This is a genomic window from Cupriavidus sp. 01L43, from assembly GCF_056399925.1.
Genome location: NZ_JBFTSH010000001.1, coordinates 333,239 through 349,189 on the forward strand (window position 1 = coordinate 333,239; position 15,951 = coordinate 349,189).

General features: G+C 65.7%; 19 protein-coding genes. 7 read left to right on the forward strand and 12 right to left on the reverse strand.

The features are described from left to right. Window positions 1-2 precede the first annotated feature (2 nt). The 11 genes from AC1DP9_RS01575 to AC1DP9_RS01625 form a co-directional block, all read right to left on the reverse strand. Complete coding sequence (locus tag AC1DP9_RS01575; protein ID WP_477106437.1) at window positions 3-1,787, reverse strand: DNA cytosine methyltransferase; 1,785 nt, start codon at window positions 1,785-1,787, stop codon at window positions 3-5. After that, complete coding sequence (locus tag AC1DP9_RS01580; RefSeq protein ID WP_477106438.1) at window positions 1,784-2,839, reverse strand: hypothetical protein; 1,056 nt, start codon at window positions 2,837-2,839, stop codon at window positions 1,784-1,786. The genes AC1DP9_RS01575 and AC1DP9_RS01580 overlap by 4 nt, the downstream gene beginning before the upstream one ends. After that, entirely contained in the window at window positions 2,836-2,970 is a 135-nt protein-coding gene (locus AC1DP9_RS01585; protein ID WP_454763319.1) for a hypothetical protein, read from the reverse strand. The genes AC1DP9_RS01580 and AC1DP9_RS01585 overlap by 4 nt, the downstream gene beginning before the upstream one ends. Beyond that, the gene (locus AC1DP9_RS01590; RefSeq protein ID WP_149135672.1) at window positions 2,970-3,173 is read right to left on the reverse strand and encodes a helix-turn-helix transcriptional regulator; all 204 of its coding nucleotides are present in this window, start codon (window positions 3,171-3,173) and stop codon (window positions 2,970-2,972) included. The genes AC1DP9_RS01585 and AC1DP9_RS01590 overlap by 1 nt, the downstream gene beginning before the upstream one ends. Further along, window positions 3,170-4,912, reverse strand: coding sequence for an AAA family ATPase (locus AC1DP9_RS01595; protein WP_454763320.1), 1,743 nt, complete (start codon window positions 4,910-4,912; stop codon window positions 3,170-3,172). The genes AC1DP9_RS01590 and AC1DP9_RS01595 overlap by 4 nt, the downstream gene beginning before the upstream one ends. Window positions 4,913-4,918: 6 nt before the next feature. Continuing rightward, complete coding sequence (locus tag AC1DP9_RS01600) at window positions 4,919-5,803, reverse strand: Rmf/CrpP family protein (protein ID WP_477106439.1); 885 nt, start codon at window positions 5,801-5,803, stop codon at window positions 4,919-4,921. Window positions 5,804-5,921: 118 nt separating this feature from the next. After that, the gene (locus tag AC1DP9_RS01605; protein WP_477106440.1) at window positions 5,922-7,097 is read right to left on the reverse strand and encodes a hypothetical protein; all 1,176 of its coding nucleotides are present in this window, start codon (window positions 7,095-7,097) and stop codon (window positions 5,922-5,924) included. A gap of 41 nt (window positions 7,098-7,138) precedes the next feature. Continuing rightward, the gene (locus tag AC1DP9_RS01610) at window positions 7,139-7,933 is read right to left on the reverse strand and encodes a PD-(D/E)XK nuclease family protein (RefSeq protein ID WP_454763323.1); all 795 of its coding nucleotides are present in this window, start codon (window positions 7,931-7,933) and stop codon (window positions 7,139-7,141) included. Between the two features lie 120 nt (window positions 7,934-8,053). Continuing rightward, window positions 8,054-8,209 carry a hypothetical protein gene (locus AC1DP9_RS01615; RefSeq protein WP_441644053.1) on the reverse strand — a complete coding sequence of 52 codons (156 nt, stop codon included), beginning with the start codon at window positions 8,207-8,209 and terminating at the stop codon, window positions 8,054-8,056. A gap of 88 nt (window positions 8,210-8,297) precedes the next feature. Continuing rightward, entirely contained in the window at window positions 8,298-8,756 is a 459-nt protein-coding gene (locus tag AC1DP9_RS01620) for a hypothetical protein (RefSeq protein ID WP_454763324.1), read from the reverse strand. Between the two features lie 9 nt (window positions 8,757-8,765). Then, window positions 8,766-9,053 carry a hypothetical protein gene (locus AC1DP9_RS01625; protein ID WP_454763325.1) on the reverse strand — a complete coding sequence of 96 codons (288 nt, stop codon included), beginning with the start codon at window positions 9,051-9,053 and terminating at the stop codon, window positions 8,766-8,768. A gap of 164 nt (window positions 9,054-9,217) precedes the next feature. Between AC1DP9_RS01625 and AC1DP9_RS01630 the strand changes: the two genes are divergently transcribed. Next, entirely contained in the window at window positions 9,218-9,433 is a 216-nt protein-coding gene (locus tag AC1DP9_RS01630; RefSeq protein WP_454763326.1) for a hypothetical protein, read from the forward strand. A 547-nt stretch (window positions 9,434-9,980) separates the two neighbouring features. Here the strand turns inward: AC1DP9_RS01630 and AC1DP9_RS01635 are convergent. Then, window positions 9,981-11,273: a helix-turn-helix domain-containing protein gene (locus AC1DP9_RS01635; protein WP_454763327.1), complete on the reverse strand. Its 1,293-nt coding sequence runs from the start codon at window positions 11,271-11,273 to the stop codon at window positions 9,981-9,983. On the opposite strand from AC1DP9_RS01635, the gene AC1DP9_RS01640 reads away from it, so the two are divergent. The 6 genes from AC1DP9_RS01640 (at window position 11,272) to AC1DP9_RS01665 (ending at window position 15,951) form a co-directional block, all read left to right on the forward strand. Then, on the forward strand, window positions 11,272-11,502 hold the full coding sequence (locus tag AC1DP9_RS01640; RefSeq protein WP_313817869.1) for a helix-turn-helix domain-containing protein: 231 nt from the start codon (window positions 11,272-11,274) through the stop codon (window positions 11,500-11,502). The genes AC1DP9_RS01635 and AC1DP9_RS01640 overlap by 2 nt on opposite strands. Before the next feature lie 260 nt (window positions 11,503-11,762). Next, window positions 11,763-12,029 (forward strand): CII family transcriptional regulator, encoded by a 267-nt coding sequence (locus tag AC1DP9_RS01645; RefSeq protein WP_454763328.1) that lies wholly within the window; start codon window positions 11,763-11,765, stop codon window positions 12,027-12,029. A gap of 79 nt (window positions 12,030-12,108) precedes the next feature. Further along, a complete protein-coding gene (locus tag AC1DP9_RS01650; RefSeq protein WP_477106441.1) occupies window positions 12,109-13,134 on the forward strand; it encodes a YdaU family protein in 1,026 nt (341 codons plus the stop codon). Further along, complete coding sequence (locus AC1DP9_RS01655; protein WP_454763330.1) at window positions 13,131-13,601, forward strand: RusA family crossover junction endodeoxyribonuclease; 471 nt, start codon at window positions 13,131-13,133, stop codon at window positions 13,599-13,601. Before AC1DP9_RS01650 ends, AC1DP9_RS01655 begins: the two co-directional genes overlap by 4 nt. A gap of 28 nt (window positions 13,602-13,629) precedes the next feature. Then, a complete protein-coding gene (locus tag AC1DP9_RS01660) occupies window positions 13,630-14,235 on the forward strand; it encodes a DNA-binding protein (protein ID WP_477106442.1) in 606 nt (201 codons plus the stop codon). 336 nt (window positions 14,236-14,571) lie between these two features. Further along, window positions 14,572-15,951: a chromosome partitioning protein ParB gene (locus AC1DP9_RS01665; protein ID WP_477106443.1), complete on the forward strand. Its 1,380-nt coding sequence runs from the start codon at window positions 14,572-14,574 to the stop codon at window positions 15,949-15,951.

Consider the following 15,951-nt stretch of genomic DNA (forward strand, 5'->3'; position numbering starts at 1 on the left):
AATCACAGCGCGTCTCCCTGTTGGACCACAGAAAGAGCAACAGCCACCGGTCGCACCCACACCGGCGTCGACGACAGCATGAAGGTCTCGCCCGTCTCCGCCAGCATCAGCGTGGTGCCCATGACCTCTGCAATGGCCACGGCCGCATCCGGCGGCACGGCATTGCCGATGCGCTCGCGCCAGGCCTGATCGCTCAGGCCGTCCAATTCCAGGTATTCCTCAGGCTCGATCAGCGATTGCAGCGCCGCCAGCTCGAGCGTGGTGAACGGGCGGTGCCACGTGCCGTCCAGTGCGCGGATGATCGCCACCAGCTTGTCATTTGGCGCCGGCATGCGCGGATCTGCCACCGACCACCGGCCGTTGTCATGGCCTGCAGCTGCTGACACGGCGCCGCTCGACTGGTCCCACGCGACCACGCCATAGTGGCCGCCGGTCAGGTAGGCATCGCCGCGCTCGCGCCGCATGCTGGTGCGCGGGTCCGCGACGGCGAATGCGCCCTGGCCGGTGGTGCTGCCGCTGATCACGGTACCCGCCGGCGCGTCGAAGGGCGTCACCGCGTACTTGCCAAAGGTGGGGCCGGTGCGCCGTGGATCCTGCACGCACTGGCCCGTTCCGTGCGCGCTTGTGACGGCGCCGGCGGCCTGGTCCCACGGCACAATGCGGAATTCGTTGTTGTGCTTGGCCGGGCCGGCGTGACGCGGGTCGGCCACGCTGAACGTGCCCTGGCCGGGATTCGTTCCGGCCGTGATGGCGCCTGACGCTTCTCCCCAGCGCAGAACCCCGTACTGCTGGTACTGGGCCGCGCCCGCCGCGTGACGCGGATCCGCCACGGAGAACGCGCCATTGCTGGGAAGCGACTCGCCAGCGACGGCGCCGACATGCTCTTCCCAGTCCAGAACTCCCAGATAGCCGTTGCGCCGCTCGGGGATGATCAGGTAGTCCCGCAGGTGGCCATTCTCGACGGCCAGCTTGTTCAGGCTGCGCCAGTCGCTGCCAGCCTCCACGAACGCCAACCGTACCCACGTCTTCCACTGCAGCGACGGGACACGGTGCATCGGCCCGCCGGCGGCATCGCCTGGCTGCGGCATCCTGCCGAGCACGGTGCCGACGCCCTGCAGGCGCCGCAGCTCGGGCTCGTACAGGAAGGCCGGCACCTTTTCCATGTGCCGCGCCACCAGGAGGAAGCGCTTGCGGCTCTGGGCCAGCCCGCCCAGCTCGCCGCAGTCGTGAGTCGTCTCGTTCACCGCGTAGCCGTAGTGCCGCAGGATCTGGGCAATCTGGTCGAGCAGGTGCCGGCCGCGCGTGGCCAGACGCGGCACGTTCTCGAAGACGATCAGCTCTACCGGGTCATCCTTCCAGGCTTCGCACATCAGCCAGACGCAGCGCAGCGTCAACTCGTTCAGGGCCTGGTACTTGGGCGTGCGGCTCAGTGTCTCCGACAACAGGCCGGACGCACCCTTGCACGGGCTGGAGATGAACACGCAGTGCGGGTGCTGGTGGCCAGCAGCTCGGACTATGTCGTTCGGTGTGGCCTCGCGCCAACCCGCGGGCGGTTCAGCGCCGTGGAAAGCGGTGTACTGCTCGCGGGTGAACAGGTCCATCACCGTACAGGGCACACCCACCAGTGTCTCGAAGTCGCGCGCAGCGGCCGGATCGTTGTCGATACCGCCGATGCACTTCCAGGTGCCGACCATGTTGCCGACCCGGGAAACCGCCTTCTTGAATCCCTTGGCGCCCCCGCCGAGGCCGCAGCAGAAGCCGAAGGTACGATATTCGCGGCGGATCATGCGCGCACCTCGCTGGCGGCCTGCGTCGCCGCCTGCAGTTCTTCGATGCTCTTCCGCGCGCGCTCGCGCCAGTCCGTGCCGTGCTGCAGCGCCAGCTGGATCAGCCAGTGCAGCACGTGCGCCTGCTCTTCTTCACAGCGTTTCGGAATGTCGGTGCCGGCCGCGCGCAGGGCATACGCGATGGGCGTGGTGGTGTAGAGCATCAGGCCGAGCACCTCAAGCAGCGCGTCGGTCGGCTCGGTCGGGTAGGGCAGGGTGCCTGGCGTAATCGCCGCAGAATGTGCGGAGATTGGGGCCGTATTCTCCGCATGCGTGTCCCCGCGTGTATGCACGGGGAGCGGCGAGTGCTTCGGCTTGGCCGCCTGCTTGGCGCGGATCTGGTCCACCTTCGTCCAGATCCGGGTCAGCTCAATCTCGCCCGCCTCGTGCATGTCCAGCGACTGCGCCAGGCACAGCGCGGCCAGCGTCACCATGACGCCGCCGATCTCCTGCCGCTTCTCGCCCGCCGGCCGGTCGAACACGTAGTCGACGAGTTGGTGCGCCTCGCTGCTGGTGCAGCCGCACGCCTGGACCAGCTCCAGCGCCTCTTCGAGGAATCGGTGGTTTCGCTCTTCGGCGTCTGCGGCGATCTCGGCGCCGAAGCATTCGAGCATCCACGGCTTGACGCGCGCCTGGAATGCCACGCTCGCTGGCGCAGGGGCGGCACATTCCGGGCACGGTACGCCGCCCTCGTCGGGCGAGTAGTAGCTCGGGCCGCCGATCATCCCGTGGTCATTGCACGTCGCACACAGCGGCGTCGGGGCACCCGGCGCCGTGGCTTCAAGGCTCTCACGCAGGCGCTCTCCCGCTCGGATAGCCTCGTCGCGGATCTTCTTGTTGCTCGCGGACAGGCGCAGCTCAGGATTGGCGACGGTGGTGTTATAGAAATCACGCGCGACGGCGCGCAGGCGCATCAGCTGGCGCGCCAATGATACGAGCGCATGGGCATCACGCCATTTCATCGTGCCGGCCACGGCTGCCCGCTCAAGCGCATCAAGGTTCATGGTCATCATTTCTTCCCGTTCTTGATTCGTTCTTCCATCTCGGCCATCCACTTCGCCTGGCGGCGTGCCGCCCACACGCTCGCGGCGATGTAGGCGATCACGGCGACGATGCTGATGGCCAGCGCGGTGGTGGTGGACATCAGTGCTTCCCGCGCGAGGCCTCGATCTGCTCGTCGACCCACTGCTGCACCTCTTCCTCGACCCAGCCGCTGGCGCGGCCGAGCTTGATCGGGGAGGGGAACGTGTGGTCCTTGATGCGGCCGTAGATGGCCGTCTTGCCCAGGCCTACGCGCTCGCACACTTCGGGCAGCCGGATGATCCGGCGTTGCGGTTGGGTGTTCATGCTGCCTCCCGTACCGTGCCGACCTCGTGGTCTTCGATCCAGAACGACGTGATATTTGGCGGCAAAGACGTCGGCGCGGTCTTGAGGCTCATGAACACCAGGGCGGTGTCGATGGCGCCGTCGGCGGCCAGGTCGTCGAGCCACCAGAACAGCCGGTCGCGCTCGGCGCCGATCAGCACGTCAGCCCGGTCCAGCACCAGCAGGCGCAGGCCCGTCAGGTGCGCGATGGCCTCGGCGATCATCGCGTCGGCGCGCCACTTCTCCGATTCGGACAGCAAGCCGTAGGGGCGGCCGCCGTCGGCGGTGATGGACATGTCCGCCTCGATTCCGATGCGTGCCCATTCCGACAGGTTGGCCATTGCTGCGAGGCGCTCATTGATCGGGTCCAGCGCCTCGGCCAGCAGTTCTGCCGGGATCCCCGCCGGGCCGAGGGCCTCGGCCAGGGCATCCCATGCCACCACGTCGGCGTGGTGCTGCGCGGCCTGCGTGGTCTGCTCAGCTGCCTGCGCGGCGGCGCGCTGGCCTGCGCGCACGTCTTCCAGTTCCTTGCCGGTCGCCGCAATGGCTGCCTGCAGGTTGGCCAGCTGAGCTTCGACGGTCTTCCGCAGCTCCGCATCGTCGTCGCCGGCATCGGCAGCGGCGTCCTTGCGCAGCAGGTCGAGCTGCATGGCGGCGGCCTTCACGGCATCGCGCTCGGCCGTGCGGCTCTTCAGTGCGTTTTCCAGCACGGTCAGGCTGCGCTCGTACTCGGGCAGGCGGCCGGCCGCTTCCGGATCGGCTTGCGTAGGCTCGCGCAGGGCCAGCTGGCCGGCCAGGTACTGCAGCAGCACGCCGCATTCGGGGCACGCGCACGGCATTCCCGCCGACTTGCCGCCGGCGGCCGCACGCATGGCTTCGACCTTGGGCAGGAAGGCATCGCGCTCGGCTTGGGCGCGGTCGGTGGATTCCTGGGCCTTGGCCAGGCCGGCAGCCTTGTCGGCCAGCTCGCGGATCTTCGTGTCGCGGGTGGCGCGCTGGCGCGCGGCGGCGTCCATCTCGCCCAGCTGGCGCTGCATGTCGCCGGCCTCGGTCGACGCCTCGGCTATGTCTGCCTGCAGCTCGGAGATCGTTGCATTCACGTCTTCGGGGGCGGGCGCACCGGCCGGCACCGCGGCCTTCCAGTCGCTGGCCTTCACTGACCCATAGGTCTCGCCGGTGACGGCGCGCCATGCGCCCTTGGCTGCCGTGGCCTTGGTCTGGGCTTCCTTCGCCGCGGCGTCGAATCCGGCGCGCACCAGTGGCAGCACCGCCTCGATCTTCTTGGGGTGGCAGCCGCGCGCCACCAGGCGCTCGCGCACGAGGTCGGTACCGAGCTTCAGGCCCATCAGGTCGAACAGGAACGCGCGGCGGTCTTTGACTTCGAGGCGGGCGAAGCGCTGGGCATCCAGCACGTACGGCAGGCGAGGGTCAGCCTGCAGCCCGGCAGTCAGCTTGCCCGAGGGCAGGGCGATGCTGTTCGCTTGCGGGCCGGCGGATACGACCACCGTACCCGTTTCTGCGCCGTCGTGCAGCAGCTGGCCGTATTCCTTCTTCAGGCCCACGCGCACGCTCTCGCCGGTCAGGGCCATGCGCACGGCTTCCTGCAGGCTGGACTTGCCCGCGCCGTTCGGGCCGCAGATCAGCGACACCGGCGTGGCGGGGATGATGTCGGCCGCCCGAAGGCCGAGGAAGTTCCGGGCGTGGATGGCGGTGATCTTCATGGCTGCTTACCCTTCCTGGTCTTCGGTGGTCTTCAGGACCTTGCGCTGGCTGTCCGCGTCAGCCGCGCTGATGACGCCCTTGGCTTCCAGGCGCTCGACCAGACGCGCGGCGCGGTTGTAGCCGATCGTGAAGTGGCGCTGGATCTGGGTGATGGATACACGCTGCTTCGCAATGACGAAGGCCTCGACATCGGCGTAGATCGGATCCTCTTCCGGATGCTCGTCGTGCCAATCCTTCCATCCCTTCACCCACTCGATGCAGAGGGCGCCGGCCATCACCGGGCAGTCGCTCTCGGGCTTGCCTTCTGCAGCTGCATCGCGGCCTGCCTGATAGGCGGCATCCAGCTCTTCCTGCAGTGGTTGATGCTCGATAGCGACGGTCTTGGCGTCGACGTCGACTACGCCGTCATCCGCTGGCGCGTCGGCGCCCGGCATGCCATCACCATCGCCGTCGGTGTACTCGCGGCCCATCTCGAACGCGCGTTGGTCGGACTCGCCGCGCACCTCGTCCATGCCGCCGGTGTACTGGCCTTCGCCGCCGCTCAACACGAGCAGCACGGCCTGGCCCTGGGCCTCGGCCAGTTCGTGCAGCGCGGCAACCGACTTCCCGATCTTGATCAGCGCCTGAGCGCCGTCCTTGATGGTGATCTTGTCCAGATCGCCCTGGACCACGGTGCGGCCGTTCGCGGCGATCAGGTGCACGGCCATCTTCACGGACGCGTCCACGCGGCTGCGCAGGCGGTCGATGATGTCGTTCTGCTTCTTCTCGGACAGCTTCACCCACGTGTCGGGCATCATCTTCATTTCCAGCACCAGGGCGGACAGCAGGTCCTTGCCGAGAGTGTTGGCGGTCATGTTCATCGTGGCTTTGAATTCGGGCGATTGGCTCATTTCGGTGTCCTGGTGTGCGTGTCTGCATTCGGGCCGCGCCTCAGCATTCGGCGGCGCGGCGCTGTTCTTCCTCCCGCGCTACAGCCGTCCGCGCGGGCAGTCCTCTCTCACGGGTGTATTAGTCGGCGTTGATGGGGGCGCGCTGGCGGCGGGCGGTCTGCTGGGCCGGCGCGGTGTCCTCTGCCGGCGCCGTCAGTTCGCGCATGTGGCGCGAGGCGACCTGGTGCAGCGTGGCCTGTTCCGCTTCGCCTACCACTTGCTTAATCTGGCTGCGGGCGAAGTCGAGGTCTTCGACGGTTTGCGCCTGCAGCAGCTCGCGATTCACGTCTTTGAACGTGAGCGGGGCACGGTCGCCTTGTTGCTGGCGGTCTTCATCGTCAGGAATCAGGTCGGCTTGCTGGCCGCTGTCGTCGCCATCGTCTTCCGGCTCGGCCGTGCCCGACGGCTGCTGCTCGGCGGCTTCCTCCGTACGCTCGACGACCTCGGCAGGCTGGGCGGCAGCAGTGCGAGCCGCGCCGCGCAGTTCGTTGACCGAGGCGCTGGCCACCGAGTACGAGCCGTCCGGGTTCAGGTCGATGATGTCCTGTGCTTCCTCGACGGTCTGCAGGCCCATCAGCAGCTCAGGCGCGTACAGCTTCCCGAAGAAGCTGGCCGTGCGGTACCGCAACATGACCTCGTCCATGGTCTGCCACTTGCTGCCGTTCTTCGTGTACCAGCCTTCCTTCACGGCCATCTCGATCGACACGGCCGGCGACTCCAGGCGCTCGCCGGTTTCCTTCTCGATGGCCCAGGCGATGCAGACCTTGTCGAGGATGTCGACCTTCTTCGTGACGCTGGTGCGATTGCCGCCTTCCCAGACCGTTTCAGTGCGCTCGACATTCTTCTTGCCCAGCACCTTGATATCGAAGCGCAGCGGTGAGAATCGACCGCTGCCATTGATAGCGGCGATGATCCACTGCGACGACCAGGACGGACGGCCTTCGACGATGTACAGGTTCTGCATCACCATCAGGGGATCGGCGCCCATGCGCTGCGCCATGTTCAGCGCGACGACAGCGTTGGCCAGCGCGTTCGGGTTCTCGCGCGATTCCTTCACGTTGCCGTACTTGTCCAACTTCTCGATCACCTTGCGGTACGCCGCAGGCACGAGGGTGGACGATGCGAGCAGGTTGGCGGCGCGCTGCATCAGTTCGAAGGACTGCAGGCTGCCGAAGCCCATCGTGACGACGGGTGCAGGGGCGGCTTCGCGCACGGCGGGCGCGCGCATTTGTTCAAGGGTGGCGGTTGCGGACATAGTGGTCATCTCTCGAAGTTTCGAAATTTCGAAATTTGTGGTCAGGACTTGTAGGGGCAGGTGGCGTGGCGCGGGCAGTACTTCGGCGAGCACAGCACCGACTTGCCGTTGCCGTAGAAGGCGCCGGAATGGATGAGGCGGGAAGCGTGCTGCAGCAGGCCCGGCTGTTCTTCGGTGCCCAGCAGCGCCGCGCGCGGGGAGGCGATCTCGCCCACGCCAACGCGCTGCGCGGCAGCCGTCTTGCCGGTGTTCAGGCCCACGATCTGCGCCGGCGCGCTGATGGGGATGCCCAAGGCGTGTTCGGCCAGCAGCTCATAAACGCCCAACTGCGGGCCGTGCCCGGCGGTGACGGCGACGCCATCGGCGCCCACAGCGCGCCCGCCGGTCTTCAAGTCGCTGATGCCTGCGCCATCAGTCGTGGTGCGCACGCGGTCCGTGGTGCCAGTCAGCGCAAGGCCCAGATCGGGGATCTCCAGACGATCGCAGGCAATCTCGACGCCGATGTAGTGCTGGCGCGGGGCGATGTCGACGCAGTAGCGAGCGTGCAGCGCCAGGCCGATGCGTTCGGCATCCGCCGGATTGGTCTCGTCCCAGTCGACCTCGGCGTTCTTGTCGCGGATCGTGTCGACGAGCGCGCCGGCGGCGTCGTCGGCGGTGATGGGCGCGCCGTCGAGCGTGGCCTGGTCGAACAGCCCGGTGCTGGCGTGGACGGCGGTGCCCAGATGCGCGGCCGCACCCGAGGGCATGCGCATGCCCAGGATGTGCTTCGCTTCCCAGCGCGCCGGGCAGTCGAAGAGTTCGGCCAGCGAACTGGCACGGATGGTGACGATGTTCATGGGGGTGGCCTCAGTGGATGCGCATCAATTCGGGTTCACCGCTGGCGAGCCAACGGCCGGTGGGGCGGAAGCCAGCGGCGCGCTGCGCGCGCAACCAGGCCTCCCAGGTGATTTCGGGATTCACGTGGCGCTCCGGGACGTGGTGGATGCAGGCTGGCTCGGCTCGGCGTTGGCCAGGTGGTAGACGGCAAACAAGGCCGCCATGGCAAGCGTGGTGCCGACCCAGAGGGCCAGCAGCTCGACGATGGCGCGGCGGGTGGTCGGACGGCGCGTCATTGCCACCCCCGGCTGAAAAGGGTGGCGGCCAGCACCACCAGCGGCGGGGCCGTGCAGATCAGCAGTGCGGTCAGGAAGAAGTCGCGGTTCACGATTGCTCTCCCATGGCCTTGGCCATCGCAGCCTCGGCCTTCTCGACCAGCGGTGGCGGCAAGTAGCTGTCGCGCGAAGACGGAACTTCCGTCAGTTCCCAGACGATCGCAAAGAGGGCCGCATACATCTCAGGTGCGGCAGCCATGGCCGTCGCCTTCACGGAGGTTTCGCCGGTGTTCACCGGCACCTCTGCGATCAGGAAGCCACCGCTGCCGTCGGCCTCGCGCTTTGTGCGGATCAGGTTGCCGCAGGCCTCCCACGGACCGAGGCCCATGGCGGTCTTCGTGCGAGCCAGCTTAATCGCCGCGGCGTCTGTATCGGGCACCGGTTGGACGGTCACGTCATCGCCATAGTCCGCGCGGGCCAGCCGCGTGGCCACGGCATGGTCAACGGTGTATTCGGCCTTGAGCCAGCAGCCATCGGAATGGGTGACGAGGTAGATGCGTGTCTGCATGGCGCGCCCTCAGTCCAGGCCGAAGCAACGGACCATCACCACGTACTCGTCGCCTTCCCAGTAGCGGTAGGCGATGGCCGGCGAGCGGTGGATGTCGAGGGAGTTCTTGCGGTCGAGCGCGGCCTCGTAGACCGAATCCTCGGCAGTGCCGCGGAACTCGAAGTGGTCGCGGCCGTGGATCCGGGTCACCGACTCGCGCACCAGGGTGCGGACGGAAACCACCTGGCCGCCGGCGGCGCGCTGCTGCGCGTCGTGCGCATGCTGGTACGCGGCAGCAAGGGGAATGGCATTTGGCATCGTCTGTCTCCAGCGAACCGCTGTGAACGTCAGCGGCGTGGAGAAAGTATAGATAGACTAGACTTACGAAGTCAAGTGAATCTATACATAGTCGATGTCTTCTATACCTGTCGACCAGATGCGTACGCTAAACTCGCCCGCACCTAGTAGCGGAGAAACGACAAATGGGACCGGATGACGTAATCCGAGCGTTCGAGCAGATGGCGCTCGACGACGATGTGGAGTTGGAGATTGACGACGTGATCGCCGGGCTGGCGATGCTGCTGTGCGATCCGGCAATCCAAGGAAAGGAGAGGGCGCTGCTCACGCAGGTCGGCGCTACGCTCTATCGCGTGGGCCTGGACCAGAGGGTGGTCGCGGCGACGAAGCGCGGGAAATAGGCAACAAAAAGCCCGCCGGGTCGGCGGGCAATTGGTACTGGCTACATGGTCGGCGCATTTCGTCTGATTGGGTCACATGCACTTCGAAAGAGCGCACCTAGCTCTCTGTCGTGCCCTTCCGGAAAGGGTTGGGGGGCAGGACTCAAATTTCTGGGCCGTTTCGTTCCCATCCAAAACTGCCGGTCAAACTCGAAGCTACTCTGAATGCTGTATTGCTGGCGCGCACAGTCCAGCTTTACTTCCTGTATTTCGGATAGGAAATCTCCATATGCGCTCTGAGGTTGACCTGCTGGTGCATTGGCATCACAAGTTCGAAAGAACACTAGTACGGGTCTGCCATCGGCGGCTTTGGTTGTAGGCAGGCCTGGTCGTGTGAATACCACGCATGCGTTCGATATATGGGAGTACGTAAGTCGCGGAACACCCATCTCCGCGGAAGCATCGATGGACAGAATGCTCGCGAACAAGGCGCCACACACCATCGTCATCGACTTGGCTGTGGCGAAGCGTTGAGTCATCCGGAACACTCTTTGGCCCCTTTGTGGGTTCAATCAGGTCGCCAAGCCGATCGTTTTACGATGCCGCCGACAAAATGCATTCGCTCGATCTGGTCCTGCGGAATCCTGAGCATGCCGTGGCGTTCGTTCACCGACGAAAGGTGGACGATGCCATCGCGGACATAAGCCAGTTCCTTAACCATCACACGGCCGTCCTGCGATTTCACAAGAACCTCGTCGCCGTTCTGGATCTGCGTATTGGGCTCGACCACCACAAATTCATTGTGCTTCACGCGTGGCCGCATGGACTCGCCGTTGCACCGGAGAGCGTATGCGTCCGGATCCTTGGTTGGAAAGAAAACGTAGCCGTCGCCATGCCCTACGGGGTACTCGACGTCGACGAAGTGACCGTTGTCGCCTAACTGCGCCATGCCTCTAACCGGGATTTTCCTGAAAGCGTTATCAGGGATTTGGATCGTGTCGAACGGCAGCGAGGGCTCGTCCAGCTCAGGCTCGATGGCGCTGTTGAGCTTTGGGTTGCCGGACTTATTGATAAGCCACGCCGGGCTGTATCCGTAGGCGTCCTGGAGCTTCACCGCGTGGTGTAGTTGGAGCTTCGGTGCATCTGGTTCGAGCCATGAACGCACGACGGCCGATTCGACAGATAGCAGCTTCGCCAGGGAATTGACATCCAGATGCTGCTCCGCCATCACCAGCTGAAGGCGATCTGCGGGCGTGTTGCCGTCTTCAGCGCCAGGCTGAAGACGGACGATTTCATTGGACTCGGTGGCTGGCCGCCGGCGCTCTGCATCCAGGCGCGGGCTGATGGAGTCCAATTCGACTCCGAGCCCGCGTGCGAAGCCCACGGCCGCCTCCATTGTCAGCGGGGTCTGACCAGCCAAGTACTGCGCGATCTTTGGCCCGATCTCAAATCGGCGGCTGAACTCGTCCACGCTCAGGCGCCCGCGGTGCTGGGCGAAGAGGGCGCTCAGCCGTGCAGCGTCCTCCTTTTGCCAGTCCATCATGCTGCCGGCATTCGCCAAGGCTGGCGACGCATCGTGGCCGATTGGCAGGCCGCTGAGCTGAGCAATCGCTGCGAGTTGGGCGAAGCTCGCTTCGTGTCGGCCGTTCTCCCAAGCCGAGATGTTGCCTTTCGTGAGGCCGAGTTTTTCCGCCAGCTGCTCCTGCGTGAGGCCAGCCTTCTTGCGAGCGAGACGGATCCAAGACTTCATTTCCATCGCGCGATAGTACAGAGAATCTAAACACGAGAGGTCTATGATTTCTTTACCCAAATGTCTAGATACTCTATACTTAATCGCAATTTCGGACTGATTTTCCATCATGAGCGATCACCCAGTTAAGCGTGCGGCTGATTTGGTAGGGGGCTACGCGGCCTTGGCCAAGCTTCTCGGCGTCACCAAAGGCGCCGTCCATCAATGGACTGATGAAGGGCGGCAGGTGCCGGCCGAACATTGCCCGGCGATTGAGCGCATCACTGAAGGCGCGGTGACCTGCGAACAACTGAACGACAAAGTCGACTGGGCTTTTGTGCGGAGTTCTGGTGGATCTTGAAGTCGGCGCGGCGTGTCCGCGCATTGTTGAACGGGCCCATCGCGGCCCGACCGGGGGTATGACCATGCTGCGTCGCGCGCAGTCGCTTTCTGTTGTTCCGCGCCCGGGCCTGCGCCCGCGCCGATCTCGCCGCCATGCCGCCCGGCATCAGGAAGTAGCACCCGTTTCCCATTTCATTCTGGCCGGCCGCCGTGGCGCCCGGCTGTGTTGTTTCGTTGGGGTCAATCCTATGGAATCGATCGAGCACATTGGAGCATCGCATGCCTAGCTTGGAATCGATGGTCTTGAACCGCGTTGCTCCGCTCACGCAGAAGAGGGTGGCCGAACGCATCGGCGTCGAAGCGACGAACTTCTCGCGCTTCCTGAACAACAGCGGGCACCGCCTGAGCTTCGCCGAGTTCTGCACGCTGTTCGAAGTGCTCGAGCTGGACGTTGTCGCCCCCGGCGACGACAGCATGGTTTGCCTGCCGCGCGACGAATACCAGGCGCTGCGCACGCTCGCCCGGAAGGGGCTGGAGGTGGCGTGATGGACGAGGTGATCACGCTCAGCGTTGCCGTGTGGATGTTCCTGTTGGTGGTGGGCTCAGTGTTGTGGGGGTTGCTTAGATGAGTAAGAAGAACGACACCTGGATGCCGCTCTACATCGGCGACTACCTGGCCGACACGTCGCGGCTCACTACCGAGCAGCACGGCGCCTATCTGCTGATCCTGATGGACTACTGGCGCAACGGGCCGCCGCTGGACGACGATGAAGAGCTGGCCACGATTGCCAAGCTTTCCGTGTCGCAGTGGCGCAAGCACGCGCCGAAGATCCGGGCGCTGTTCACACCTGTCGAGGGCCGCCTGGTGCAGAAGCGTGCCGAGCAGGAACGCGAGCGGGCCGGCCTGATCAGTAACAAACGGCGCGAGGCCGGGAAGCAAGGCGCTGCCAAGCGGTGGGGCAAAGAAGGTGACAAACCGGATGGCAAAGAGGTGGCAAATGCTATGGCAAATGGCATAGCAAATGGGATGGCAGACCCATCGTCCGAGCCATGGCAAAACGATAGACAGTCACAGTCACAGTCACATAACACCATACCTACTTCAAGCGGCGTAGGTGCTTCACACGGTGTAGGCCCTGTGGATAACTCCGCGCCGCCGCCGCCGCCGCCGCTTTCCGCTGACGCGATGGGCGACCTGCTGGTCCAGCTCGAGGCCGAGAAGGGCAGGGCGTTGCGGCTGTCCTCGCGCGCGCACGAGGCGTTGCTCCGGATTGCAGATCGTTGCATCGGCGTGCCGGCGTTGCTCCGGGCTCATGCCCTCGCGTGCGCGCGAAGGGATGCCGACAGGGACACGTCGCCGGTGAACCCGGGGTTCCTGGAAATGTTCCTCGACGAGGCCATGGGTGACACGCCGCCCGCGGCCGACTGGGATGCCACGGCGGAAGGCGTTCAGGCCAAGGCGGAAGAGCTGGGCGTCCAGCGCGACCCGGACGAGCACGCGATCTGGTTCCGGCTGCGCGTCATCGCCGTGTCGGGAGACCAGCGGCTCATGGAACGCGAGGTCAGCAAAGCCGAGCGGATGAACCCGGGCGAGTTCGAGCGTGTGTACCGGCTCATGTACGGCGTGGCGCCGGGGCAGGTGGTGGCATGACGACGAGCTCGCTCTTCGGCGACTCGCGGCCACTGCGCCGCGTGGTGTTCGCCATCCCGGGCCAGCCGGTGGCCAAGGGCCGGCCCAAGTTCGCGCGGCAGGGAAGCTTCGTCCGGACCTACACGCCCGAGAAGACCGCGACGTACGAGAACCTTGTGAAGCTCTTCGCCACGCAGGCCATGTCGGGCCGGCCGCCCATCGAGGGCCCGGTCGAGCTGTGGCTGGACATCAACCTGCAGATCCCGACCAGCTGGTCCAAGAAGCGCCAGCGCGACGCCGCAGCGGGTCTCGTGGCAGCCACCAAGAAGCCGGACGCCGACAACGTGCTCAAGGCCGTGAAGGACGGCATGAACGGCATCGTCTGGCTGGACGACGCCCAGGCAGTGGAATACCGCATCAGCAAGCGCTACAGCACGTCCCCATGCGTGCAGGTCAGCGTAGAACAGTTGCCGCTACAGGCGGCGTGAAGGAATGAATGTGACCGGGGAAAACACGATGGAAGAACGCCTTTTCGACAGCTCGCACGCGGCGCTGGTGTTCGCGTTCAACTACTCGGGCCAGCAGTACCAGGCATCGGCGATGAACAAGGCCATGACGCCTGCCATCGGCTCGGGGAAGGGGTTGGTTGGCGTCGACGGTGCAGCGCAGGCCGGCATGGTCCGTCTCGAACTCAGCATGCTGCCCGAGCTGCACCAGGCGGTGCTGACCGCTCGCTGTGCGCCGCGCAACGTCGTCTGCGACTGCGGGCGCCCGTGCTGCGCCGCCCGGCGCGCGAACCCGGAATGGGAAGCGGCCATCGCCTGGCTGACCGAGCGCGCGATGCAGCAGCTGGCTGGCTCGTTCTCGCACTACCGGGTGCGGCGGTCCATCCTGGAGAAGATCTTCGGCGTCCGTGTCGACCTGCAGCAGATCGCCGAGGACTGCGGCGCGCACCGCAACACGGTCAGCGCCCAGAACGCGAAGCTGAAGCTGTGGATCGAAGGCGAACGGAAGAAGGGCCTGATGGCGGCGCCCGGCGTCGAGTCGGTGGCTTGGCTGGCGATCGACGGCCGGCTTATGGCGGCGGGGATGGTCGCCCTCGAAGAGCGGGCCGAGGCTTAGCCCGTTTTCGAGTTTTTCTTGACATTGTGCATTTCGTGCACAAAAATGCCCCTCATTCGATACACCTACGAACTACGTCCAGAGCCCGCGCAAGCGGGCTTTTTTGTTTCCTCACGGATGGCGACGCGGCGTAGTGCCGGGATTTGGGTGCCCGGTCCCGAGTGAATGCTCGGTGGCTGCCGATCCGAGAGGCGGCAGACTGGTTCGATTCCAGACCCGCGTCGCCATCCGTGAGGGAATGCCCCTCGACGTTGTCTCCTCCACCCTCCCAGGTGGCTTTGCCCGGCTACCCGTTCCGGGCATTTTTCATTCCCCGCCCGTGCATTTTTACCGCGTATGAAAAAGGCCGATCAGCTCACAATCCGCTACCGCGCGGCCGACGAGCTGGTCCGCTATGAGCGCAATGCACGGACGCACAGCGCCGCCCAGGTCGACCAGATCAAGGCGTCGCTGCGCAGATTCGGCTGGACCAATCCGGCGCTGACCGCCGGCGACGAGTTGCTGGCAGGCCATGGCCGGCTGGAAGCGGCCACGCAGATGTGGGCGGCCGGCGAGACTATCGCCAACTGCCCGGTGCCGGGCCAAGCGCCCACGGTCGACCTGTCGCACCTGGCAGCGGACGAGCGCCGCGCGTACATCCTCGCGGACAACAAGCTTGCCGAGAACGCCGGCTGGGATGTCGACCTGCTGGCCGCCGAGCTGTTGGACCTGCGAGAAGCTGATTTCGATCTGACCGCGATCGGCTTCACGCCGGACGAGCTGGGCGACCTGCTGGACCCACCGGGCCCGGCGCCCGGCACGCAGCACCGGTCGCTGGCCGAGCAGTTCATGGTGCCGCCGTTCAGCACGCTCAACGCGCGCGACGCGGCGTGGCAGGAACGCAAGGCCGCATGGCTGGGTCTGGGAATCCAGTCCGAGCTGGGCCGCGACGCACCGGCCTATGCGTCGGCGTCGGATCACCAGAAAGCAGAGCAGGGCGCGGCGCCGCAGCATCGCACCAGCATCTTCGACCCGGTGCTGTGCGAGCTGGCCTATCGGTGGTTCTGCCCGGCCGGCGGCCTGGTACTTGACCCTTTCGCCGGTGGCAGCGTGCGCGGCGTTGTCGCGGCGCGCCTCGGGCGTCCATATGTGGGCATGGAGCTGCGCGCTGAACAGGTCGAGGCCAACCGTGGCCAACTGCACCTGGTGCAGACAGAAGACCCCGCGCCAGGCTGGCACGTGGGCGACAGCCGGCAGATCGCACGGCGGCTGCCCGATGTCGAGGCCGACTTCCTGTTCTCGTGCCCGCCATATGCGGACCTGGAACGGTATTCGGACGATCCGGCGGACCTGTCCACGATGGACTATCCGGCCTTCATGGAGGCCTACCGCGAGGTGATCGTCGGCGCCGTCAGCCTGCTGAAGCGCGACCGATTCGCCTGCTTCGTGGTCGGCGACGTGCGCGAGAAACGCGGCACCGGCCCGTATCGCAACTTCGTGTCGGACACGATCGACGCGTTCATCGATGCCGGCATGCGGCTGTACAACGAAGCGATCCTGCTGACCGCGTTGGGCAGCGCCCCCATCCGCGCGGGCAAGCAGTTCGCGGCCAGCCGGAAGCTGGGCAAGGTGCACCAGAACGTCCTGGTGTTCGTGAAGGGCGATTGGAAGCGCGCCGTGGCGGCGTGCGGTGACGTGGTGCTGGCGGACGATCTGTTCCCCGATCCTGACGAGTGA